18 protein-coding genes and 4 tRNA genes are annotated in these 22,631 nt (G+C 51.7%); 5 read left to right on the plus strand and 17 right to left on the minus strand.

What is annotated here, in order from left to right:
- Positions 1 to 158 precede the first annotated feature (158 nt).
- The 5 genes from hemC to aslA all read left to right on the plus strand — a co-directional run bounded on the left by hemC (position 159) and on the right by aslA (position 6,569).
- The gene (gene hemC / locus BEG40_RS17270; protein ID WP_105285824.1) at positions 159 to 1,100 is read left to right on the plus strand and encodes a hydroxymethylbilane synthase; all 942 of its coding nucleotides are present in this window, start codon (positions 159 to 161) and stop codon (positions 1,098 to 1,100) included.
- Positions 1,097 to 1,837, plus strand: a complete 741-nt coding sequence (gene hemD / locus BEG40_RS17275; RefSeq protein WP_105285825.1) for a uroporphyrinogen-III synthase — start codon at positions 1,097 to 1,099, stop codon at positions 1,835 to 1,837. Before hemC ends, hemD begins: the two co-directional genes overlap by 4 nt.
- A 21-nt stretch (positions 1,838 to 1,858) precedes the next feature.
- Positions 1,859 to 3,034 (plus strand): uroporphyrinogen-III C-methyltransferase, encoded by a 1,176-nt coding sequence (hemX, locus tag BEG40_RS17280; protein WP_000139134.1) that lies wholly within the window; start codon positions 1,859 to 1,861, stop codon positions 3,032 to 3,034.
- A 2-nt stretch (positions 3,035 to 3,036) separates the two neighbouring features.
- Positions 3,037 to 4,233: a protoheme IX biogenesis protein HemY gene (hemY, locus tag BEG40_RS17285; protein WP_105285826.1), complete on the plus strand. Its 1,197-nt coding sequence runs from the start codon at positions 3,037 to 3,039 to the stop codon at positions 4,231 to 4,233.
- A 680-nt stretch (positions 4,234 to 4,913) separates the two neighbouring features.
- Positions 4,914 to 6,569 carry an arylsulfatase AslA gene (gene aslA / locus BEG40_RS17290; RefSeq protein ID WP_105285827.1) on the plus strand — a complete coding sequence of 552 codons (1,656 nt, stop codon included), beginning with the start codon at positions 4,914 to 4,916 and terminating at the stop codon, positions 6,567 to 6,569.
- Positions 6,570 to 6,696: 127 nt separating this feature from the next.
- Here the strand turns inward: aslA and BEG40_RS17295 are convergent, their stop codons facing one another.
- From BEG40_RS17295 to rho, 17 genes are all read right to left on the minus strand, one after another.
- On the minus strand, positions 6,697 to 7,932 hold the full coding sequence (locus tag BEG40_RS17295) for an anaerobic sulfatase maturase (RefSeq protein ID WP_105285828.1): 1,236 nt from the start codon (positions 7,930 to 7,932) through the stop codon (positions 6,697 to 6,699).
- Positions 7,933 to 8,078: 146 nt separating this feature from the next.
- A tRNA-Pro gene (locus BEG40_RS17300) sits at positions 8,079 to 8,155 on the minus strand.
- 42 nt (positions 8,156 to 8,197) lie between these two features.
- Positions 8,198 to 8,284, minus strand: a tRNA-Leu gene (locus BEG40_RS17305).
- Positions 8,285 to 8,304: 20 nt separating this feature from the next.
- Positions 8,305 to 8,380, minus strand: a tRNA-His gene (locus BEG40_RS17310).
- A gap of 58 nt (positions 8,381 to 8,438) precedes the next feature.
- Positions 8,439 to 8,515, minus strand: a tRNA-Arg gene (locus tag BEG40_RS17315).
- Between the two features lie 102 nt (positions 8,516 to 8,617).
- Entirely contained in the window at positions 8,618 to 10,003 is a 1,386-nt protein-coding gene (gene thrP / locus BEG40_RS17320) for a bifunctional threonine/serine APC transporter ThrP (protein ID WP_000774732.1), read from the minus strand.
- A 189-nt stretch (positions 10,004 to 10,192) separates the two neighbouring features.
- Positions 10,193 to 10,933, minus strand: a complete 741-nt coding sequence (wecG, locus tag BEG40_RS17325) for a lipopolysaccharide N-acetylmannosaminouronosyltransferase (RefSeq protein WP_105285829.1) — start codon at positions 10,931 to 10,933, stop codon at positions 10,193 to 10,195.
- Between the two features lie 2 nt (positions 10,934 to 10,935).
- Positions 10,936 to 12,288, minus strand: a complete 1,353-nt coding sequence (gene wzyE / locus BEG40_RS17330) for an ECA oligosaccharide polymerase (RefSeq protein WP_105285830.1) — start codon at positions 12,286 to 12,288, stop codon at positions 10,936 to 10,938.
- Positions 12,285 to 13,364, minus strand: a complete 1,080-nt coding sequence (gene rffT, locus BEG40_RS17335) for a TDP-N-acetylfucosamine:lipid II N-acetylfucosaminyltransferase (RefSeq protein WP_105285831.1) — start codon at positions 13,362 to 13,364, stop codon at positions 12,285 to 12,287. Before rffT ends, wzyE begins: the two co-directional genes overlap by 4 nt.
- Complete coding sequence (gene wzxE / locus BEG40_RS17340; protein WP_039020281.1) at positions 13,361 to 14,611, minus strand: lipid III flippase WzxE; 1,251 nt, start codon at positions 14,609 to 14,611, stop codon at positions 13,361 to 13,363. The genes rffT and wzxE overlap by 4 nt, the downstream gene beginning before the upstream one ends.
- 1 nt (position 14,612) lies before the next feature.
- On the minus strand, positions 14,613 to 15,743 hold the full coding sequence (rffA, locus tag BEG40_RS17345; RefSeq protein WP_000612064.1) for a dTDP-4-amino-4,6-dideoxygalactose transaminase: 1,131 nt from the start codon (positions 15,741 to 15,743) through the stop codon (positions 14,613 to 14,615).
- A 4-nt stretch (positions 15,744 to 15,747) separates the two neighbouring features.
- Complete coding sequence (rffC, locus tag BEG40_RS17350; RefSeq protein WP_105285832.1) at positions 15,748 to 16,422, minus strand: dTDP-4-amino-4,6-dideoxy-D-galactose acyltransferase; 675 nt, start codon at positions 16,420 to 16,422, stop codon at positions 15,748 to 15,750.
- A gap of 34 nt (positions 16,423 to 16,456) precedes the next feature.
- Complete coding sequence (gene wecC / locus BEG40_RS17355; RefSeq protein WP_105285833.1) at positions 16,457 to 17,719, minus strand: UDP-N-acetyl-D-mannosamine dehydrogenase; 1,263 nt, start codon at positions 17,717 to 17,719, stop codon at positions 16,457 to 16,459.
- Positions 17,716 to 18,846, minus strand: a complete 1,131-nt coding sequence (gene wecB, locus BEG40_RS17360) for a non-hydrolyzing UDP-N-acetylglucosamine 2-epimerase (protein WP_010349832.1) — start codon at positions 18,844 to 18,846, stop codon at positions 17,716 to 17,718. The genes wecC and wecB overlap by 4 nt, the downstream gene beginning before the upstream one ends.
- A gap of 55 nt (positions 18,847 to 18,901) precedes the next feature.
- On the minus strand, positions 18,902 to 19,948 hold the full coding sequence (wzzE, locus tag BEG40_RS17365; protein ID WP_000193459.1) for an ECA polysaccharide chain length modulation protein: 1,047 nt from the start codon (positions 19,946 to 19,948) through the stop codon (positions 18,902 to 18,904).
- A gap of 11 nt (positions 19,949 to 19,959) precedes the next feature.
- On the minus strand, positions 19,960 to 21,063 hold the full coding sequence (gene wecA, locus BEG40_RS17370; protein WP_001050953.1) for a UDP-N-acetylglucosamine--undecaprenyl-phosphate N-acetylglucosaminephosphotransferase: 1,104 nt from the start codon (positions 21,061 to 21,063) through the stop codon (positions 19,960 to 19,962).
- A 239-nt stretch (positions 21,064 to 21,302) separates the two neighbouring features.
- Positions 21,303 to 22,562: a transcription termination factor Rho gene (gene rho, locus BEG40_RS17375; protein ID WP_001054527.1), complete on the minus strand. Its 1,260-nt coding sequence runs from the start codon at positions 22,560 to 22,562 to the stop codon at positions 21,303 to 21,305.
- Positions 22,563 to 22,631: the final 69 nt, after the last annotated feature.

Genomic DNA, 22,631 nt, shown 5'->3' on the forward strand with positions numbered 1-22,631 from the left:
CTGTAAATTCCTTATTACGACGGCTTGAAGCGCCTGTCAGGAACCAGCGCCTGGCTACATTTTACGTTTTGCACAGGCATCGACGTTTCACCACAACACTGACATCGCTCCGGCAAGGATGTTAGGATGGACCATGGATGATAATGACGGTAACAAGCATGTTAGACAATGTTTTAAGAATTGCCACACGCCAAAGCCCACTTGCACTCTGGCAGGCACATTATGTCAAAGACAAATTGCTGGCGAGCCATCCAGGGCTGGTGGTTGAACTGGTGCCGATGGTAACGCGCGGCGATGTGATTCTTGATACGCCGCTGGCGAAGGTTGGCGGAAAAGGCTTATTTGTGAAAGAGCTGGAGGTCGCGCTCCTGGAAAACCGTGCCGATATCGCCGTGCATTCAATGAAAGATGTGCCGGTTGAATTTCCGCAAGGTCTGGGGCTAGTCACCATTTGCGAGCGCGAAGATCCTCGCGATGCCTTTGTTTCCAATAACTATGACAGTCTGGATGCGTTACCCGCAGGCAGCATCGTCGGAACTTCCAGCTTACGCCGCCAGTGCCAACTGGCTGAACGCCGTCCGGATCTCATTATTCGTTCTCTGCGCGGCAATGTCGGTACTCGTCTGAGTAAACTGGATAATGGCGAATACGATGCCATTATTCTTGCCGTAGCTGGCTTAAAACGTTTAGGACTGGAGTCTCGCATTCGTGCTGCGCTGCCGCCTGAAATTTCTCTTCCGGCAGTAGGACAAGGTGCAGTAGGCATTGAATGCCGCCTTAATGATTCGCGCACCCGCGAGGTACTCGCCGCGCTGAATCACCACGAAACTGCGCTACGCGTCACCGCCGAACGCGCCATGAATACCCGCCTCGAAGGCGGTTGTCAGGTGCCGATTGGTAGCTATGCCGAACTTATCAATGGCGAAATCTGGCTGCGTGCACTGGTTGGCGCACCGGACGGTTCGCAGATTATTCGCGGTGAGCGCCGTGGTTCGCCGCAGGATGCCGAGCAAATGGGCATTTCGCTGGCGGAAGAGCTGCTGAATAACGGCGCGCGCGAGATCCTCGCCGAAGTCTACAGCGGAGATGCGCCAGCATGAGTATCCTGGTCACCCGCCCATCTCCCGCAGGAGAAGAGTTAGTGAGCCGTCTGCGCGCACTGGGACAGGTGGCCTGGCATTTTCCGCTGATTGAGTTTTCTCCGGGTCGGCAACTGCCACAACTTGCCGACCAGTTGGCGGCACTGAGCGAAGGCGATCTGGTATTTGCCCTTTCGCAACATGCCGTTGCTTTTGCACAGTCACAGCTGCATCAGCAAGGTCTCAAGTGGCCCGCCCTACCCGATTATTTCGCCATTGGTCGCACTACCGCACTGGCGCTGCATACCGTGAGCGGACACGAAGTTCGTTATCCGCAGGATCGGGAAATCAGCGAAGTCTTGCTACAATTACCTGAATTACAAAATATTGCAGGCAAACGTGCGCTAATTTTACGTGGCAACGGCGGTCGTGAGCTGATCGGGGATACCCTGACGGCACGCGGTGCTGAAGTCATTTTTTGCGAATGTTATCAACGATGCGCCATTCATTACGATGGTGCAGAAGAAGCGATGCGCTGGCAGTCTCGCGAAGTGACAACGATCGTTGTTACCAGCGGTGAAATGCTGCAACAGCTCTGGTCGCTGATTCCACGATGGTATCGTGAGCACTGGTTACTACGCTGTCGACTACTGGTCGTCAGCGAGCGTCTGGCGAAACTCGCCCGGGAACTGGGCTGGCAAGATATTAAGGTCGCCGATAACGCAGACAACGATGCGCTTTTACGGGCATTACAATAACTCTCATAACAGGAAGCCATAATGACGGAACAAGAAAAAACCTCCGCCGTGGTTGAAGAGACCAGGGAGGTCGTGGACACCACGCCACAATCTGTCACAGTAGAAAAAAAGAGTAATAACAGTACTGCTCTAATTTTAAGTGCGGTGGCTATCGCTATTGCTCTGGCTGCAGGTGTCGGTTTGTATGGCTGGGGTAAACAACAGGCCGTCAGTCAGACGGCCACCAGCGATGTTCTGGCTAACCAACTCGCGGCTCTGCAAAAAGCTCAGGAGAGCCAAAAAGCCGAGCTGGAAAGCATCATAAAACAACAGGCTACGCAGTTAGAGCAGGCAAATCGTCAGCAAGAAACGCTGGCCAAAAAGCTGGATGAAGTTCAACAAAAGGTCGCCACTATTTCAGGTAGTGACGCCAAAACCTGGCTGCTGGCGCAGGCTGATTTCCTGGTGAAGCTCGCCGGACGTAAGCTGTGGAGCGATCAGGACGTCACTACCGCTGCGGCATTGCTGAAAAGCGCAGACGCCAGCCTGGCGGATATGAATGACCCGAGTCTGATTACCGTTCGCCGGGCAATTACCGATGATATCGCCAGCCTTTCTGCGGTCTCGCAGGTAGATTATGACGGCATCATCCTCAAGCTGAATCAACTTTCTAATCAGGTTGATAACCTGCGTCTGGCCGATAATGACAGTGACGGTTCGCCGATGGATTCCGATGGTGAAGAGCTTTCCAGCTCCATCAGCGAATGGCGCATCAACCTGCAAAAAAGCTGGCAGAACTTTATGGACAACTTCATTACGATTCGCCGTCGTGATGACACCGCCGTACCGCTGTTAGCACCGAATCAGGATATCTATCTGCGCGAAAATATTCGCTCTCGCCTGCTGGTCGCTGCACAAGCTGTGCCACGTCATCAGCAAGAGACTTACCGCCAGGCGCTGGAGAACGTCTCCACCTGGGTACGTGCTTACTACGATACTGACGATGCCACCACCAAAGCGTTCCTCGACGAGGTGGATCAGTTAAGTCAGCAAAATATCTCGATGGATCTCCCGGAAACCCTGCAAAGCCAGGCAATGCTGGAAAAACTGATGCAGACTCGCGTGCGCAATCTGCTGGCGCAACCAGTAACACCAGTAGCGGAGGCTGCACCTGCACCGCAAGCTGATACACCGGCAGCCGCGCCGCAAGGAGAATAACCATGATAAAAGTGTTATTGCTCTTTGTGTTGCTGATTGCAGGCATCGTCGTCGGCCCAATGATTGCCGGACACCAGGGTTACGTGCTGATCCAAACGGATAACTACAATATCGAAACCAGCGTCACGGGACTGGCAATCATTTTGATTCTGGCGATGGTGGTGCTGTTTGCTATCGAATGGTTACTGCGACGGATTTTCCGCACAGGCGCACACACTCGCGGTTGGTTTGTCGGCCGTAAGCGTCGCCGCGCGCGTAAACAGACCGAGCAGGCGCTGCTGAAACTGGCGGAAGGCGATTATCAGCAAGTCGAAAAGCTGATGGCGAAAAATGCCGATCATGCTGAGCAACCCGTAGTGAACTATTTGCTGGCTGCCGAAGCCGCGCAACAGCGTGGTGATGAATCGCGCGCCAATCAGCATCTGGAACGCGCGGCAGAACTGGCGGGCAATGATACTATTCCGGTAGAAATCGCCCGCGTTCGCCTGCAACTGGCGCGTAATGAAAACCATGCGGCACGCCACGGCGTGGATAAGTTGTTGGAAGTAACGCCACGCCATCCAGAAGTATTACGTCTGGCTGAACAGGCTTATATCCGCACGGGCGCATGGAGTTCGCTACTGGACATCATCCCATCAATGGCGAAAGCCCACGTTAGCGATGAAGAACACCGCGCAGCACTGGAACAACAGGCATGGATTGGCCTGATGGATCAGGCGCGGGCTGATGACGGTAGTGAAGGCTTGCGTAACTGGTGGAAAAATCAAAGCCGGAAAACGCGTCATCAGGTGGCGTTGCAGGTGGCAATGGCGGAACACCTTATTGAATGTGATGACCATGACACCGCCCAGCAAATTATCATCGACGGCCTGAAACACCAGTATGACGATCGTTTGCTGCTGCCGATCCCACGCCTGAAAACCAATAATCCAGAACAACTGGAAAAAGTGCTGCGCCAACAGATCAAAAACGTGGGCGACCGTCCGCTGTTATGGAGCACATTGGGTCAGTCGCTGATGAAGCATGGCGAATGGCAGGAAGCATCCCTCGCCTTCCGCGCGGCGCTGAAACAACGCCCGGACGCTTATGATTATGCATGGCTTGCCGACGTGCTGGACAGACTCCACAAACCGGAAGAAGCCGCAGCGATGCGCCGCGACGGTTTAATGCTAACGTTACAGAATAACCCGCCGCAGTAATCCTTTCTCACCGGGAGGCACAGAGCCTCCGGGCCTTTCCTGAAGGGATAAAAAAACGCCTGCTCTTATTACGGAGCAGGCGTTAAAACAGGTCTGTATGACAACAAGTGGGTGCTTCACTCAACGTTGTGTCCATGGTGTCTGATGAGGCAAAAGCGACATCTGTCAGTGGACGATAAGCACCGTAAACGGCTCTGCGTCATTCCGGAGTTTATGAGGCACTAAGGCGAACATAAGAAATGGAATGAGCATCTACTCAATCATTATGCCATACAGGACAAGGAAATAACATCCTTTAATACTTGTTATGAGATAATTCTGCACCCTGTTTTCATTCACTTGCAATAATTACATTGGTGAATGTTAGCTCAAATCTGGCAGCCTTTGCCCATATACTTCATGAATAATTAAAGTCGTTAAATAGGCAATATAAATATTAATTGAATTCAAAATCAAAACAGCATCAATAATCAATATTATATAATAAACCAGCCTTACATATCCGCCACGCTGGAGGTAGGATTGAAAATGCTCTCCTGATATTCATATTTATTTCCACGGTATATAAATAATATATTTCCATAAATTATTTATATAATTATTTTATCAGGGAGAGGGATCTCAATTATCAATGCTTAATTACGTCGTCGTTTTGATGACAGGAAACCGGAGCATTTCGCATGGAAATTTCTTTTTCACCCAAACTCCTTGTTATTGCTGTTGCCACTGCTATTCCCCTTATGGCCAGTGCAGCAGATACCCCGTCAACTGCCACCGCACGTAAAGGCTTTGCCGGATACGATCACCCAAATCAATATCTGGTTAAACCGGCAACCCAAATTGCCGATAATATGATGCCGGTAATGCAGCACCCGGCGCAGGATAAAGAAACCCAGCAGAAACTGGCAGAACTTGAGAAAAAAACCGGTAAGAAACCGAACGTGGTTGTTTTCTTGCTGGACGATGTGGGCTGGATGGACGTTGGCTTTAACGGCGGCGGCGTGGCGGTGGGTAACCCAACGCCAGACATTGACGCCGTTGCCAGCCAGGGGCTGATTTTAACGTCTGCTTATTCACAACCCAGTTCTTCACCAACCCGCGCAACGATTCTCACTGGACAGTATTCCATCCACCACGGCATTTTGATGCCGCCGATGTACGGACAACCTGGCGGTTTGCAAGGGTTAACGACACTCCCGCAACTGCTGCATGATCAAGGCTATGTCACTCAAGCCATCGGGAAATGGCACATGGGGGAAAACAAAGAGTCGCAGCCGCAAAACGTTGGCTTTGATGATTTCCGTGGCTTCAACTCAGTGTCCGATATGTATACCGAATGGCGCGATGTTCACGTAAATCCGGAAGTCGCCCTGAGCCCGGATCGTTCTGAATACATCAAACAATTACCGTTCAGCAAAGATGACGTTCATGCCGTGCGCGGCGGTGAGCAAAAAGCCATTGCCGACATTACGCCGAAATATATGGAAGATCTGGATCAACGCTGGATGAAATATGGCGTTAATTTCCTCGATAAAATGGCAAAAAGCGACAAACCTTTTTTCCTCTATTACGGCACTCGCGGCTGTCACTTTGATAACTACCCGAACGCAAAATATGCGGGAAGTTCTCCGGCGCGCACCTCTTACGGCGACTGTATGGTTGAGATGAACGATGTGTTCGCCAACCTGTATAAAGCACTGGAGAAAAACGGTCAGCTCGATAACACGCTGATTATCTTTACCTCCGATAATGGCCCGGAAGCCGAAGTGCCACCACACGGTCGCACACCGTTCCGTGGCTCTAAAGGTTCGACCTGGGAAGGCGGCGTCCGCGTACCGACTTTCGTGTACTGGAAAGGCATGATCCAGCCGCGTAAATCTGACGGTATTGTCGATCTGGCGGATATTTTCCCAACCGCGCTGGATCTGGCGGGTCATCCTGGGGCGAAAGTGGCAAATTTAGTGCCGAAAACCACCTTTATCGATGGCGTGGATCAGACTTCTTTCTTCCTCGGAACAAACGGTCAGTCCAATCGTAAAGCCGAGCACTATTTCCTGAATGGTCAACTCGCTGCCGTGCGTATGGATGAGTTCAAATATCATGTTCTTATTCAGCAGCCATATGCCTATACCCAGAGCGGATATCAGGGAGGATTCACCGGTACAGTAATGCAAACGGCGGGCTCTGCGGTATTTAATCTCTATACCGATCCGCAGGAAAGCGACTCCATCGGCGTGCGGCATATTCCGATGGGAGTACCGCTACAGACCGAAATGCATGCGTATATGGAGATCCTGAAAAAATATCCGCCACGCGCGCAGATTAAATCTGACTAAGCCGCTACCTTTGCCGGATGCGATGCTGAAGCATCTTATCCAGCCTACAGAACGCTGCAATTTATTGAATTTGCACGATCATGTAGGCACCGGCAAGCAATCGCAGCGGCCTCCAAATGGCCGCTTTTTACTTACTCACCACCATCAAATGTGCCTGCATAATGTCGCTGGCCGGGCGGCCGTGCGCCAGCAAATCAGCCATTGCTTTAAGATATGGCGGTAGATGGCGGAAATAACGCTGATACCCGGCACATAAATAATTCAGCCCCGGTTTGCCGCTGGTATCGAGCATAAAGCGGTGTTTCGGGCAACCTCCCCAGCACGCTTTTAACACGTTGCAACTTCGACACTGCGCCGGCAACTGCTTAAATTTATCTTCACCAAACGCCTGCTGTTGCGGGGAATCGATCATTTCTGCAACTGTCTGCTGAAGCATATTCCCCAGTCGATATTGCGGATAAACATAGTGATCGCAGGCGTAAACGTCGCCGTTGTGCTCAACAATCACCGAGCGCCCACAGGTTGGCTGATGATGGCAAACCGCACCCGGCGCACCGACAAAATTGGCAAACGCCCATTCGATATTCATTACGAAAATCTTGCCGACATCACGTTTGATCCAGTAGTCGAATATCGCCACCAGAAATTCACCGAACTCATCGGGGCGCACCGACCATTCCGTCAACTCACCCTGAATATCGCCAGGCGCATGTAATTTCAGTCCATCGCGGGCAGCTGTTTCATCAGCCAGACGTTCCACTACCGGAATAAACTGGATGAACTCCACGCCCACATCACGTAAAAAATCATAAACCTGTAACGGTTGCTGCGCGCTGGTACGGTTGACGCACGCCAGAACGTTATAATCAACGTGATATTTTTGCAGTAATTTAAGTGCGCGCATCACCAGCTTATGCGTTGGTCTGCCGCCTTTGGTCACGCGATATTGATTATGGATCTCAGCCGGACCATCCAGCGATAAACCGACCAGGAAATGATTTTCTGCCAGAAATGCACACCATTCATCATCGAGCAGCACGCCGTTAGTCTGGAAGCTGTTACTTACCTTCCTGCCAGCACCATATTTCGCCTGTAGCGCCACTGCACGGCGGTAAAACTCCAGCCCGAGTAACGTTGGTTCGCCGCCCTGCCAGGTAAAAGCCACTTCGTTTTGGGGTTCGCTGGCAGCGATATAGTGACGGACATACGCTTCAAGCGTGTCATCGTCCATATGCGTGACAGGTTGTTCGCGGTAAAGGGATTGTTTTTCGAGATAAAAACAGTAGTCACAGTTCAGATTACAATCTGAACCGCTCGGTTTTGCCATCACATGAAAAGCACGCGTTGGAACCTGTTGCAGCATGGTCGCTCCTTGCCTGAAGTCATCCTTCAATACGTTAGGGGCGAAATCATACCGTGGGGCAATGAGTTATTACGGGCGTTTATTGCGAAGGGTGAGTGACGAAATGCACAGAAAACAAAAAACCCCGCCGAAGCGGGGTTCAAAATTGGTCGGCGAGAGAGGATTCGAACCTCCGACCCACTGGTCCCAAACCAGTTGCGCTACCAAGCTGCGCTACTCGCCGAAATACTGCTTTTTGAATTTTTAGTTCAATTCTTTAAAGTCGTGGTGCGAGGGGGGGGACTTGAACCCCCACGTCCGTAAGGACACTAACACCTGAAGCTAGCGCGTCTACCAATTCCGCCACCTTCGCATTGTCACAACTTCTAATAATGGGGTGGCTAATGGGATTCGAACCCACGACAACTGGAATCACAATCCAGGGCTCTACCAACTGAGCTATAGCCACCACTACAAATCTTGTTACGCGGTATTACTACCACCGCAGCTCAAGCGCCGGGACTAAATGGCGCGCCCGACAGGATTCGAACCTGAGACCTCTGCCTCCGGAGGGCAGCGCTCTATCCAGCTGAGCTACGGGCGCTTAGCGCCGTTGCGGGGGTGGATAATACGGACTTCCCACCCCTCTGTCTAGTCCCTTTTTAAATAAAATGCGCGTTTGGTTACGGTTTGTGCATTTTGCTGCTTATTCCTCCAGTTTATGCACTTTACCGTGGCGATTAAGGCCAAAAACTTTATAAATCGCCGTCACCGCCAGCATGAAGATGATGCCGACAAACAGCGACATACGGGTATCTTCATTAAAGTACATGCCGATCAAAACGCAAATCAGGAATGCCATTGTTACGTAATTGGCCCACGGGAAGAGAATGGAGCGGAACGGATGGCTGGCAATCGCCGCTTTGTGCGCACGACGAAAACGCAGCTGACTAATCAGGATCACAAACCACGGCACCATCCCCGGAAGAACGCTGGCGCTGTAGACGTAAACAAACACACGCTGTGGATTGGGGATGATGTAGTTCAGGCATGAACCAATCAACAGAATGGCTATTGATACCGCCACACCCGCAACCGGTACGCCGTGACGAGAAACTTTCGCCATCGCCGCCGGTAACTGACGGTTTTTCGCCAGCGCGTAAAGCATACGTCCGCAACTGTACATGCCGCTGTTACAGCCAGAGAGCGCCGCCGTCAGCACCACAAAGTTGATAATGCCCGCCGCTGCGGTAATACCGATTTTGGCGAAAGTCAGTACGAACGGGCTGCCGTTGCTGCCAATTTCATTCCACGGGAAGATGGTGACGATAACGAAAATCGCGCCTACGTAGAAAATCAGGATCCGCCACAGTACTTTGCCTACCGCGCTGCGCAGCGTCACCTGCGGATTCTTCGCTTCACCGGCAGTGATACCAATCAGCTCCACGCCCTGGTAGGACGCCACCACGATACACAGCGCGGTCAGGAACCCTTTCCAGCCACCCGCAAAGAAACCGCCATGCTCTGTGAGATTGCTAAACCCAATCGACTGCCCGCCATTACCAAAGCCAAAGAAAATCACGCCCAGGCCAATGACGATCATCACAATAATTGTGGTGACTTTGATCATCGCGAACCAGAACTCGATTTCGCCGTACAACCGCACCGCCGCCAGATTCGCCAACGCCACCAGCGCCACCGCGATCAATGCGGGTATCCACTGCGCCATCTCCGGGAACCAGAACTGGACGTAGACGCCGATGGCGGTAATTTCTGAAATCCCCACCGCCATCCACATAAACCAGTAAGACCAGGCGGTAAGATAGCCAAAGAACGGGCTCATATAACGATGCGCGTAAACGGCGAACGAACCGGTAACCGGTTCGAGGAACAACATTTCGCCCATTGAACGCATGATAAAAAAGACGAACAGCCCGGCGATGATATAGGCCAGCAATACGGATGGCCCAGCCCATTTCAGGGTACTGGCAGCCCCCATAAACAAGCCAACGCCGATGGTGCCCCCCAGGGCGATGAGTTCGATATGTCGAGCTTCCAGCCCACGCTGTAGCTCTGGTTTGTTATCTGCCATAAATCCTCGTGTTGTGTTTGCATGTTTTTCCGGTGTTACCGGTTATCGTTATGGGTACATCGAGTGTTGCGAATGTTTTCGTAATTTAGAAGAAATGGCAAATGAAGCATTAAAAATTTGAATGTTTTGTGTAATAAAACAGCAGGCAGGCGACGGAGTGACCACTCCGTCGCTTTACAGAAAGGAAAATTAGAGGTTACCGGTGTAGTGCCAGCGTAAATAGCGCAGTAAACGGAGCTGGCGTTTAATGCGGCTTGGCTGCGAAAGCAGGCGATAGAGCCACTCCAGCCCCAGTTTTTGCCAGATTTTCGGTGCGCGTTTCACATGACCAGCAAAGACATCGTAAGTCCCGCCAACGCCCATATACAGCGCATCTGGATGCACCAGACGGCAGTCACGCATGAAGATCTCCTGCTTGGGAGATCCCATCGCAACGGTGACGATTTGCGCTCCACTGGCATGAATGCGTTCAAACAGCGCCTGACGCTGCTCGGGTTTAAAATAACCATCCTGACTACCAACGATATTCACATTCCACTGGTTGCGCAGTTTAGCTTCAGTTTGCGCCAGCACTTCAGGTTTACCGCCAACAAGAAATACTGGCGTCCCTTCTTTTCCTGCGCGCGCCATCAGCTCTTCCCAGAGATCGGCTCCGGCAACGCGGGAAATCTGTGCCTGTGGGTACTTTTTCCGTACCGAACGCACAACGCTAATACCATCGGCATATTTAAATTCGGCAGCGTTAATTAACTCCCTGACCTCGGCGTTATCTTCAATGGTCAGCATTTTTTCGGCATTAATGGCAACCAGCGTTCCCTGCTTAAGCTGCCCGTCAGCGAACAGATAATCGAGGGCGTGCTGCATATCACGCCAACCGATCAACGGTAAGCCACGTAGCGTATAGGTCGGTGCCGTGGTGTTGTTATTCATTGTTATCCTTCAACCCGCGCCCGGAGCGATGATTTTGTGCGTTTATGAATGAGTCCGGCGCTTTCAAAAAGCCAGTACAACAGTTTTGCGATCATCAGACATGCGCCGAAGACCACGATAAAAAAGACCACGCGTGAGACAAACGAATCCAGCCCTTCGCGCGCCAGTACAATCATATTAAAGATCGCCCCGAAGCAGAAACTGTGCAATATCGCGGCCTTATAACGATTGGTTTCGCGGTTGCCCAGCTCATACAGCCAGTCGAACCATTTAATGATCAGTCCAACTACAATCGCCCCCAGAGGAATAAACAGCGCGCCGCCCATAACAACCAGTGAACCAATAAGCGTAGGCGAGATTGCCAGGCCGGAGTGATTGTTCAGCACTTCCCAGGTGAAATAGTTGGCAGAATTCAGCACCATACTCGGGCGTCCCGGCCACAACCAGGAAGGAATAAAGACATAGAAATCGCGGACAATCGGTGCCAGCCCCTGGAAGTCGATGTTGTCGTAGTTCTGCAACAGCAACGCCAGATTCTCCCACGGCGAGAAGGTGTCGCGGGTGAGATAGAGAAACGTGTAGAACGCCTCATCGCCGCTAACGTTCATTCCATAGCGTTTTAGCGCCAGCCAGAACATGCCAACAATCCCCAGCACGCCTGCCGCCGCCAGCATCCACAACGAAATCCAGCCGCGAATAATGCCAATAAACAGGAAGATAGCGAATGCGATGATGATATTGGCGCGAGTACCGCCGACGATCATATAAGTCAGCAAGCCAAATGCGACCGTGCTGACGAGGAAAAACAGCCACGCTTTGCTGTCCTGGCGCAGAAAGTAGACCACCAGCATCGCCGGGATGAAAAAGTAAAAGAAGCGTTTTAGCGCCACGCCGGAGACTTCACTGGAGAAGATCTGGCTGTAGGAGTTAAGCCGGAACAGCAAAAAACCGTTGTGCATGAAGAAGATGCCGACGCTCACCAGCGCGATGCCCATCAGAATCACCCACGTAAGATTGGTCTCCACGCGGTTCATGGTAAACAGCGGGCGGCGCGCTACATCAGCAACGCGTTTGCGTAGGCGGGTTTTGTAGGTAACGTAGTAAACCGCGTAGAAGCAAGCAGCAGAAAGCAGCGCCTGAAGGAGAATTTCTGGCGGCGCAACGCCGACATTAAAGCGAAATACCAGCACGCTGGTCAGCGGAAAGCCAAAGAAAAAGGTGAGCAAAAACAGCAATGAAAAGAAGACATTGAAGTTAAAGCGCACGCGGCGAAACTCAAACCAGGTCAGCGTAGCAATAAACAGTGAGCAAAGCAGCCAGACAACAAACAGGCCGCTAAATTGCAACAGGCTCATGCGTCCTCCCCGCTGGCAATAGCCAGCGCCCGCTGCCAGCCTTGCAGATAGTTCGGGCTAAAGAAGGCAATGTTGTTTTTGTCCACCGACGCAAGCTGGCGCTGCGCTTCACGCACAATATCCTCGTTGAGATCGTCGGTAGTAAACAGCACCGGTAAATGTTGCTCTGTCATATCCTGCCAGAACGGATTTTCCCGGTTAAGTACGCAGGGAATGCCTGCCTGAATCAGCAAACACAGAGTACCAATGCCCTGCTGGCGGGCAAAAATAAAGTAGCCGAGATCGCACTGACGAAGTAGCGCCAGATAGGCGTCAAAATCCAGTTTTTCGCTCAGAACTTGCAGATTTTCTTCGCTGAACAGTTTCAGTCCTGCCTGACGAACTTCGTTAATATACGAATCGTTATTGGGCGGATATCCCATCGGCACCACCACTTTTACCGTATCGCCAAACTGCTGATGAACAGCATTTAAGGCGGCGATGTGTTCATTGCTACGATCGCCGGAGTTCCCCACCAGAATGGTCATTTTCCCTTCACGTTGCCGATCGTTCGCCATCGTATTGAGAGAAGGATCCATTCGGGTTGGGAAGTAAATCAGTTCGCCCCGCACCTTAGGATGCGTTTTAGCAAAAAAGCTCAAATCACCGCGAGTGGCAAATACGCAGCCAACTCGCTTTTGTGCCAGTCGGCGGACAGGATAGAAAAGTTTGAATTTCAGCCCGCTGGAAACCTCATAGAGATCTGCACCCCAGATATGCCAGTAAAACTGGCTGGGTTTGATACCACCACTCAGCAACGCCAGCCATAGCGCGGTGTTGAACTGACCGTGGAAGAAAAATCGCTGCTGGCGGTTAGCTTTCGCCTTTGCGATGACCGCTTCTGCCAGGGATTTTTTACCAGGGTAAAATTGCACAGAAAGCGCCGGACAGCTGTCACTTAAGCCGTCGTCCTTGCCAGCAACCATAAACTCGCGCGCGTGCTCGCTCGTCGCGGCCAGCGCGTCGTTGAAAAACCGTAGAACGGTTTGGTTATGGTGAGGGATATCCGATCCCAGTACGTGAATCAGTACAGTCATGCCCGCCTACGCCAGAGTAAAAACACGCCACAACAAAGAGAGAAATAGACGATATAAGTTGCCATATAAGCCTGCGCCGCGCCCAGAGCACCATGCGCGGGGATCAACCAGTGGGCAAATACCATCAACAAAGTGAACTGGCTGACTTCCGCCAGAATATAAAACCGCAGCGATGCTTTGGCGATCACCAGATAACCAAAGACATAAGCGCCCACTTTCAATACATCGCCTACCAACTGCCAGGCAAAGAGATCGCGCATGGCGGTAAATTTATTCGACAACAACAGCCAGATAGCAAAATCACGCAGCAGCCAGACGGTAAAACTCGCCGCCGCCACTGCCGGTAAGACGAATTTCAGCGACTTCACCACTTCCCGGGTAATATCGCGCTTTTCCGTTAGCCGCGACAACGTGGGCAGCAAATATACGCTGAACGATGCCGTAATAAATTGCAGGTAGGCATCGGAAATACTGCTCACCCCTTGCCAGATCCCCACTTCATCCCAGCTGTATTGCGCCGCCAGCAGTTTACGCATCATGATGTAAGCAACGGGCAAGGTCACCGACGTAATCAGCGCCATGAGCGTGAACTTACTCAACTGCCCAGCCAGACCATTATCCCAGCTGGGTTTCAGATAGCTTAACGGGATTGCACCACGCTTAATTAACATGATGACGGCAGGAATCACCACCAGCGCAGGAATCAACGCCAGACCCAGCAACGCGCCTTCATAACCGCCCAAACGGTAACTGACGTAATAGGCGATAACGCCAATCAAGCTGCCGACAATCAGCGATAACGCATTACCTGCGGCATCGCGAAAGCCTTTCATCAACGCCAGTAACAGGTTGCCCCAGGCGATCCCCATTTGCACCAACGCCACTAAACGCACCAGCCCTTGATAGTCGGTATTACCAAACAATCCCTGGCTGATTGGCGCAGCTGCCAGCACAAAAACCAGCGCCATCAGCGTAGAGAAGCCTAGCACCATCGCTGATGAAGTACCGACCACTCGGCGCAACTGCTGCGGATTATCATGGTACTGGGCAACGTATTTGGTTACGCCATTAAAGATGCCCGCCCCAGCAAGCACGCCGAGCACGGTAATCAACTGGCGGAAATTTGCCGCCAGTCCCAGCCCAGCCGGACCAAATGATACCGCCAGCAACTTACCGACCAGTAATCCGGCGCCAATCTTGACCAGCGTACTGGCCGCCGTCCATAAGGACGCTTTTGCCAGCGACATATCAGGAGAAGTAGTTCAACAAGGTCGCAATTACCGTGCGTTGATTGACGGGCGACAAATTGTAGAACAGAGGAAGGCGCAGCAGGCGCTCGCTCTCTTTGGTGGTGTAGCGATCTTCGCCGTGGAACTCACCAAAGCGTTCACCCGCAGGGCTTGCGTGTAGCGGAATATAATGGAACACCGCCATAATCTCCGCTTCTTTCAGGAAGTTAATCAATGCGCTCCGGTCATCATTATCCCGCAGCTTAATGTAGAACATATGCGCGTTCTGCACGCAGCCATCTGGAATCGACGGCAATTCGATACGCCCGGCTTTCGCCAGAGGTGCTAACGCATCGTAGTAGTTTTGCCACAACGCCAGACGTTGCTGGTTGATACGTTCGGCGGCTTCCAGTTGCGCCCACAGGTACGCAGCTTGCAGATCGGACATCAGATAGCTGGAACCAATATCACGCCAGGTATATTTATCGACCTGACCACGGAAGAACTGGCTGCGGTTAGTGCCTTTTTCACGGATGATCTCGGCACGTTCAATCAACGCTTTATCGTTAATCAGCGTCGCACCACCTTCACCGCCCGCCGTGTAGTTTTTGGTTTCATGGAAGCTAAAGCAGCCAATATGACCAATGGTTCCCAGCGCACGCCCTTTGTAAGTGGACATCACGCCCTGCGCGGCATCTTCCACCACAAACAGGTTATGCTTTTTCGCCAGCGCCATAATGGTGTCCATTTCACAGGCCACGCCCGCGTAATGTACCGGCACGATAACGCGCGTTTTGTCGGTGATCGCCGATTCAATAAGCGTTTCGTCGATGTTCATGGTGTCCGGGCGGACATCCACAAAGACGATTTTTGCTCCACGCAGCACGAAGGCGTTGGCGGTGGAGACAAAGGTGTAGCTCGGCATGATCACTTCATCGCCCGGCTGGATATCGAGCAGCAACGCCGCCATCTCCAGCGAAGCGGTGCAGGACGGCGTCAGCAGCACTTTGGCACTACCAAAACGTTGCTCCAGCCACTGCTGGCAGCGACGGGTAAAACCGCCATCGCCGCACAGTTTGCCGCTACCCATTGCCGACTGCATATAGTCGAGTTCGGTTCCTACCACCGGCGGTGCGTTAAATGGAATCATGTGATCACCTGTATAACCAGTACGCGGTGCTTTCTACATTCGCACCACTTTGTATGTATCGTTTAAGCGCGGCGGTGTTGCCCATCTGGGTCGCCACCCGCAATGTTTTTTTACCGCGAGCATACGCCCAGTTTAGTGCCGCTTGCATCAGCTGTGCACCGGAGCCACGGCCTGCCAGCAAGCCAATGCGCGCGTCAGTGGCATTCAATTCTCGTAGAGAAACATAGCCACAAATATCACCAGACGCTGAGCGTAAAATCAGGCATTGATGATCAAAAGTGCCGCGTACGGCGTTTTCAATCCACTGTGCATAAAAGCGGCCACTGGCGTCAGGCGCATACCACGGCGCACGAAAACGGCTTTGCGCAAATGCCTCACTGGCTAACTGGCGTAGCACTGGAATATCTGTCTCTTGTGCCACTTCTGCGTCGCTATCACTTGCGTTGTTCACGGGCAGTACCAAATCAACTTCCCCCTCAACCAGTGAGAATCCCTGTTGTTGCAAGGCGTCCAGCTCATCGGTATTTGATGCGGCAATTTTGGCCTGCACCCGTGACCACGGCGCTAAGGCGTCTGACGTCAGGAGTGGCGCGTCAGGACTAATGCGCACAATGGCGCTGTTGACACCAAAGAAGGTGTTTTCCCAGGTTAGTGGTTCAATTCTGGCGCGAATGGGCATTGTGTGACTCCCTCAAAACAGTCATTCACTGTAATCAGCGCCAGACCCCTTTGGTATCCACGACATACTGCTGTTTAACATGTTCGCCGCTGATGGCTTTGAACTGACTGTGATCGACCAGCATCACCAGCACATCTGCCGTTGCAAGTGCGTCGTCAAGCTGCGCCAGAGTGCAAAGCCCGGTCAGTTTTTTCGGCAACTGGTGAATATTCGGTTCAACAACCAGCGTTTCACCACTGTGCCATTGAGCGATCAGCTCAGCGATTTCCATTGCCGGACTTTCGCGTAGATCATCAATATTCGGTTTAAACGCCAGACCAAAGCAGGCAATTTTCAGCTCGCTGGCGCGTTTATCCGTAGCGGACAGGCAGTCGGCAACCACCGCTTTGACCTGATCGATAACCCAGAAAGGTTTGTTGTCGTTCACTTCGCGCGCGGTACGGATAAGCCGCGCCTGCTGCGGGTTCTGCGCCACGATAAACCACGGATCAACAGCGATACAGTGACCGCCCACGCCAGGCCCAGGCTGAAGAATATTGACTCGTGGATGGCGATTCGCCAGGCGAACCAGTTCCCAGACGTTAATCCCCTGATCGGCACAAATCAGCGATAGTTCGTTAGCAAAAGCAATATTCACATCGCGGAAGCTGTTTTCAGTCAACTTACACATTTCCGCCGTCCGCGAGTTCGTGACGACACACTCACCTTCGAGGAAAATTTTGTACAATTCGCTGGCGCGCGCAGAACAAACCGGTGTCATACCGCCAATCACACGGTCATTTTTAATCAACTCGACCATCACCTGCCCCGGCAACACGCGTTCCGGGCAGTAAGCAATGTTGACGTCCGCCTGCTCGCCCACTTGCTGCGGGAAAGTCAGATCTGGACGCATCTCTGCTAACCATTCTGCCATCTTCTCAGTTGAGCCCACCGGCGAGGTGGACTCAAGGATCACCAGCGCGCCTTTTTTCAGTACTGGCGCAATGGAGCGGGCAGCCGATTCGACGTAAGTCATATCCGGTTCATGATCGCCTTTAAACGGCGTAGGTACAGCAATCAGCCAGGCATCCGCCTCAACCGGCGTCGTGCTCGCTCGTAAAAAACCACCTTCTACGGCAGTTTTTACCACACTCGCCAAATCAGGCTCGACGATATGGATTTCGCCACGATTGATGGTATCAACCGCTTGTTGGTTGATATCGACACCAATCACCTGTTTTTGCCGGGAGGCAAACGCTGCCGCCGTTGGCAGCCCAATGTAACCCAGTCCAATGACAGAAATGGTCGCAAAACTCATAGTGATATCCGATTATTTTTTAACGCTTCCAAAATGCGAGAGCATGCCTGACCATCACCATACGGGTTATGGGCGCGGCTCATAGTTTGATATTCATTTTCGTCTTTTAAAAGACGCGTCACTTCCTCGACAATTCGTTGCTTATCCGTGCCGACCAGACGCACCGTACCCGCAGTCACCGCTTCCGGACGTTCAGTGGTATCGCGCATCACCAGCACCGGTTTACCCAGTGAAGGCGCTTCTTCCTGAATACCGCCAGAGTCAGTCAAAATCAACCAGGCGTGGTTCATCAGCCAGACAAACGGTAAATACTCCTGGGGATCGATCAGAATGACATTTTTCACATGCCCCAGAATGCGGTTTACCGGTTCTCTGACGTTCGGGTTGAGATGTACCGGATAGACAATCTGGATGTCCTGATGAGTGGTGGCGATTTCTGCCAGTGCGTGGCAAATTTCTTCAAAACCACGACCGAAGCTCTCACGTCTGTGACCGGTCACCAGAATCATCTTCTTATTGGGGTCGATAAACGGGTAATTTTCCGCCAGTTCAGAACGCAGCGTATCGCTGCTCATCACCTGGTCGCGCACCCACAGCAAGGCGTCGATAACGGTATTGCCGGTGATAAAGATTCGGCTATCAGCGACATTTTCACGCAGCAGGTTTTGCCGCGAGGTTTCAGTCGGGGAGAAATGGTACATCGCCAGATGACCGGTCAGCGTGCGGTTAGCCTCTTCCGGCCAGGGTGAATAGAGATCGCCCGTACGCAGTCCGGCCTCTACGTGACCAACAGGAATACGCTGATAAAACGCCGCCAGACTGGTGGCCAGCGTCGTGGTGGTATCGCCGTGTACCAGCACCACGTCTGGTTTGAACTCGGCAAGAATAGGTTTTAATCCTTCAAGAATTCGACAGGTTATCTCTGTCAGGCCCTGCCCTGGCTGCATTATGTTGAGATCGTAGTCAGGTACAATGGAAAAGAGTTTCAGCACCTGATCGAGCATCTCCCGATGCTGCGCAGTGACGCAAACTTTAGCCTCAAAAAAAGGATCTTTTGCCAACGCATGCACCAGCGGCGCCATCTTGATGGCTTCCGGGCGCGTACCAAATACAGTCAGTACTTTCACATCGATTCTCTTTGAATAAGCGGCGAGCGCCTTTGCGCTCACCGCAGCTGTGTTGCTATTTCGAGCAACGGCGGGTTAATGCGACACCAGCCCCGATCAGCCCCCCGACAATGCCCCACATAATCATCAGGAAGGCACGACGTGGGCTATCGCGTTTTACCGGTTCTTCCGGCGTACGCAAATAGCGATAGGTCTGAAAACGCGGATCCAGGGTTGGACCTACATTAAGGGTGTTTAACATGGCCCGATTCTGATCATAGTCGAGATCAAAGGCCGGACCGACAGCCTGTAAGTTTTCTAATCGCGCCTGCAGCATAGGGCGACCCAGCAAAAACATTTCTGAATCAGGCAATTCATCCGCAGGGACATCTGTCGCACTACGAGAAATATTATGTTGCTCGGCGATTTTGAGCGCCTGCTCAATGCTGTTTACCCGGCGGTCGTAGATCGCTTTCGCCACTTCTTCCTGACGCTTCACCTGGGCTTTCATTTGGATAGTGCGTGCTGCCCATGCGCCTTTCAGCTCATCATTCAGATGGCTGGCAGCGCGCTGACTGGCGAATGCGACATATTGACGCAGCAGATTATTGGCATCAGGGGCAGTTTCGGCAATCAATTTAACGTTATCATTGATCGCGCGGGTGAAATCACCGGGAATAAACTGGATGTTGTTGATCATTTCATCCAGCAGAGCCGCATCAGCTTTACTGTTACCGACCATCCGCTGTTTGTAATAATCCGTCTGCAGCCAGAAATCGCGACGGGTGTCCCACGACGCCAGCTGCATAACAAATTCTTTATAGGCTTCGTCCATGACCGATGGTTGGTCGGCTGGAGCCATGTTCGAACGGACGTCCAGGTTACGCAAAAACTGCTGCTGTGAGTAGTATCCCCCCAGCATATTCACCGTTGGACGATCGGTAATCGCCGTCGCGCTCCACTCCTGGCGGGCGAAAAATGTATATGCCAGCGCAATTAACGCAAACGCCAGCCCCATGCCAATAATCCACAGCTTCCCAGCCCACAAGGTACGAAACAACCCACGAATATCCAGTTCATTTTCAGCGTCTTCGGCTGGTTTCCCAGGCATTGGTTGCGTCATTACATCCTCGTTTATTTGGTTAAGTTGGGGCTGCCACCACGGTTTCTGCGCAGTCGGCGTTTCACACGCTTAATAAAGCGAGCAACCTTCCAGGCGCGCTTAATGCAATAGCCATAGAGGAAGAATGCTAGCAAAAAGAGCACCAGCATGACCCATTCAGGGACAAAATGAGAATATTCTGCCAGCACGCCAATGGAGGCAAGCAGTGCAGCAGCAAGGGTAATCAGCACAAATGCCTGACGAGAAGTAAAGCCGGCGCGCATGATTAAATGATGAATGTGCTGGCGGTCAGGAGAGAACGGACTCATGCCTTTACGCAGGCGACGATACATAATTGCCACCATATCCATTAGCGGAATGGCGATTATCCATAATGCAGTCACCGGGCTAATCGGATGCGTTTTGCCCTGGGTGGTTTCCAGCAGGATCCAGATTACGGTAAAACCAATCAGTGTACTGCCCGCATCGCCCATAAAGACTTTATAGCGACGTCCCAGAATACCGAGGTTGAGCATGATGTAAGGCAGGATGGCGGCGATCATCGCAAAGCACCAGATAGCGAGGCTGGTTTGCCCGTCGAACCACAAAATCATGCCAATTGCCGCAAATGAGACGCAGGATAAGCCGCCCAGCAAACCGTCAATGCCATCAACCATATTGAAAGCATTAATTGCCGCCCAGACTGCAAACAACGTCAGGAAATACCCAAACGGTCCGAGTACCATCTCCCAGTCGCCAAAAATATAGCCAAGGCTACTGAGATAAAGTTTGCCGAACACCATCATAATGATGCCAACAGCGGCCTGTATGGTGGCTCGGATTTTTACGCTGATATCAAAACGGTCATCCAGCGCGCCAATGAACACCAGGACGCCAGCGCAAGCCAGGTAGAGAGATGCATGCGGAATGTAATAATCGACAATTCCGAACGTAAAGCAAATCCCTGCATAAACTGAAATACCCCCAACGAGCGGTATCAATCCCTGGTGACGTTTGCGGAAGTTAGGTTTATCCACTAAACCGACTTTTTTTGCTACCTTGCGGGCAAAAAACAGAAACAGTGTCGTGAATAAAAAAATACTGATGAGATCAGTACTCACTGTCAGTAAATTCACAATGCATGCTCTCAGAGAAAATTATTAGCAGAAGTATACCCACGAAGACCTTTATTCAGAAGGGAAACTACTTTCTGAACCAATCAGACTTGTGTAAAAACCAACCACTCGCGACGAAAATCGTATAAAACACCCGCAAAAACCAGGAATTTTCCCACCATCACAGGCATGCTGCTAAGATTACAGATATAAAAGCAAAACGCCACGTAAACACGTGGCGTTTTTAGCATAAGACAAATTTATGAGCGTTTCATCATCTCAAAGAAATCGTCATTCGTCTTGGTCATCGCGAGCTTGTTAATGAGGAATTCCATTGCGTCGATTTCGCCCATTGGGTGAATGATTTTGCGCAGGATCCACATTTTCTGCAGCTCTTCCTGAGTGGTGAGCAGTTCTTCTTTACGCGTACCAGAACGGTTGTAGTCGATAGCCGGGAAGACGCGTTTTTCAGCGATCTTACGAGAGAGGTGCAGCTCCATGTTACCGGTGCCTTTAAACTCTTCGTAGATAACTTCGTCCATTTTGGAACCCGTATCGATGAGCGCCGTGGCGATGATGGTCAGGCTGCCGCCCTCTTCCACGTTACGCGCCGCACCGAAGAAGCGTTTCGGACGATGCAGTGCGTTAGCGTCCACACCACCGGTCAACACTTTACCGGAAGCAGGAACGACGGTGTTGTAAGCACGCGCCAGACGAGTAATAGAGTCAAGCAGAATGATAACGTCTTTCTTGTGCTCAACCAGACGTTTCGCCTTCTCGATCACCATTTCCGCAACCTGAACGTGACGAGATGCCGGTTCGTCAAAGGTAGAAGCGACAACTTCCCCTTTAACCAGACGCTGCATCTCGGTTACTTCTTCCGGACGTTCGTCGATCAGCAGAACCATCAGCACACAATCCGGGTGGTTGTAAGCAATGCTCTGAGCAATGTTCTGCAGCAGCATGGTTTTACCGGCTTTCGGCGGTGCCACAATCAGACCACGCTGACCACGACCGATTGGCGAAGCCAGATCCAGCACGCGAGCGGTCAAATCTTCAGTAGAACCGTTACCACGTTCCATACGCAGACGAGAGTTTGCGTGCAGCGGGGTCAAGTTCTCAAAGAGGATTTTATTGCGGGCGTTTTCAGGTTTATCGAAGTTAACTTCATTAACTTTCAGCAGCGCAAAATAGCGTTCACCTTCTTTCGGCGGGCGAATCTTACCAGAGATGGTATCACCAGTGCGGAGGTTGAAACGGCGGATTTGGCTGGGAGAAACGTAGATGTCATCAGGACCGGCGAGGTAGGAGCTGTCTGCGGAACGGAGGAAACCAAATCCATCCTGCAATATCTCCAGTACGCCATCACCAAAGATATCTTCGCCACTCTTTGCGTGCTGCTTCAGGATGGCAAAAATAATGTCCTGCTTACGCATACGAGCCAGATTTTCCAGCCCCATATTTTCGCCGAGAGTGATCAGCTCAGAAACCGGCGTATTCTTTAATTCGGTAAGATTCATAGTGGTGTGAGTTCTTAAACTTGGGGTAAATCTCGAACTTAATGTTGTGAATGGTATGGCAGGATCATC

Origin of the sequence: Escherichia sp. MOD1-EC5495, assembly GCF_002965965.1 — a bacterium.
Taxonomy (GTDB): domain Bacteria; phylum Pseudomonadota; class Gammaproteobacteria; order Enterobacterales; family Enterobacteriaceae; genus Escherichia; species Escherichia ruysiae.

Coding starts and splice junctions, on each gene's coding strand:
- hemC (WP_105285824.1), top strand. CDS start 159: ATGTTAGACAATGTTTTAAGAATTGCCACACGCCAAAGCCCACTTGCA.
- hemD (WP_105285825.1), top strand. CDS start 1,097: ATGAGTATCCTGGTCACCCGCCCATCTCCCGCAGGAGAAGAGTTAGTG.
- hemX (WP_000139134.1), top strand. CDS start 1,859: ATGACGGAACAAGAAAAAACCTCCGCCGTGGTTGAAGAGACCAGGGAG.
- hemY (WP_105285826.1), top strand. CDS start 3,037: ATGATAAAAGTGTTATTGCTCTTTGTGTTGCTGATTGCAGGCATCGTC.
- aslA (WP_105285827.1), top strand. CDS start 4,914: ATGGAAATTTCTTTTTCACCCAAACTCCTTGTTATTGCTGTTGCCACT.
- BEG40_RS17295 (WP_105285828.1), bottom strand. CDS start 7,932: ATGCTGCAACAGGTTCCAACGCGTGCTTTTCATGTGATGGCAAAACCG.
- thrP (WP_000774732.1), bottom strand. CDS start 10,003: ATGGCAGATAACAAACCAGAGCTACAGCGTGGGCTGGAAGCTCGACAT.
- wecG (WP_105285829.1), bottom strand. CDS start 10,933: ATGAATAACAACACCACGGCACCGACCTATACGCTACGTGGCTTACCG.
- wzyE (WP_105285830.1), bottom strand. CDS start 12,288: ATGAGCCTGTTGCAATTTAGCGGCCTGTTTGTTGTCTGGCTGCTTTGC.
- rffT (WP_105285831.1), bottom strand. CDS start 13,364: ATGACTGTACTGATTCACGTACTGGGATCGGATATCCCTCACCATAAC.
- wzxE (WP_039020281.1), bottom strand. CDS start 14,611: ATGTCGCTGGCAAAAGCGTCCTTATGGACGGCGGCCAGTACGCTGGTC.
- rffA (WP_000612064.1), bottom strand. CDS start 15,743: ATGATTCCATTTAACGCACCGCCGGTGGTAGGAACCGAACTCGACTAT.
- rffC (WP_105285832.1), bottom strand. CDS start 16,422: ATGCCCATTCGCGCCAGAATTGAACCACTAACCTGGGAAAACACCTTC.
- wecC (WP_105285833.1), bottom strand. CDS start 17,719: ATGAGTTTTGCGACCATTTCTGTCATTGGACTGGGTTACATTGGGCTG.
- wzzE (WP_000193459.1), bottom strand. CDS start 19,948: ATGACGCAACCAATGCCTGGGAAACCAGCCGAAGACGCTGAAAATGAA.
- rho (WP_001054527.1), bottom strand. CDS start 22,562: ATGAATCTTACCGAATTAAAGAATACGCCGGTTTCTGAGCTGATCACT.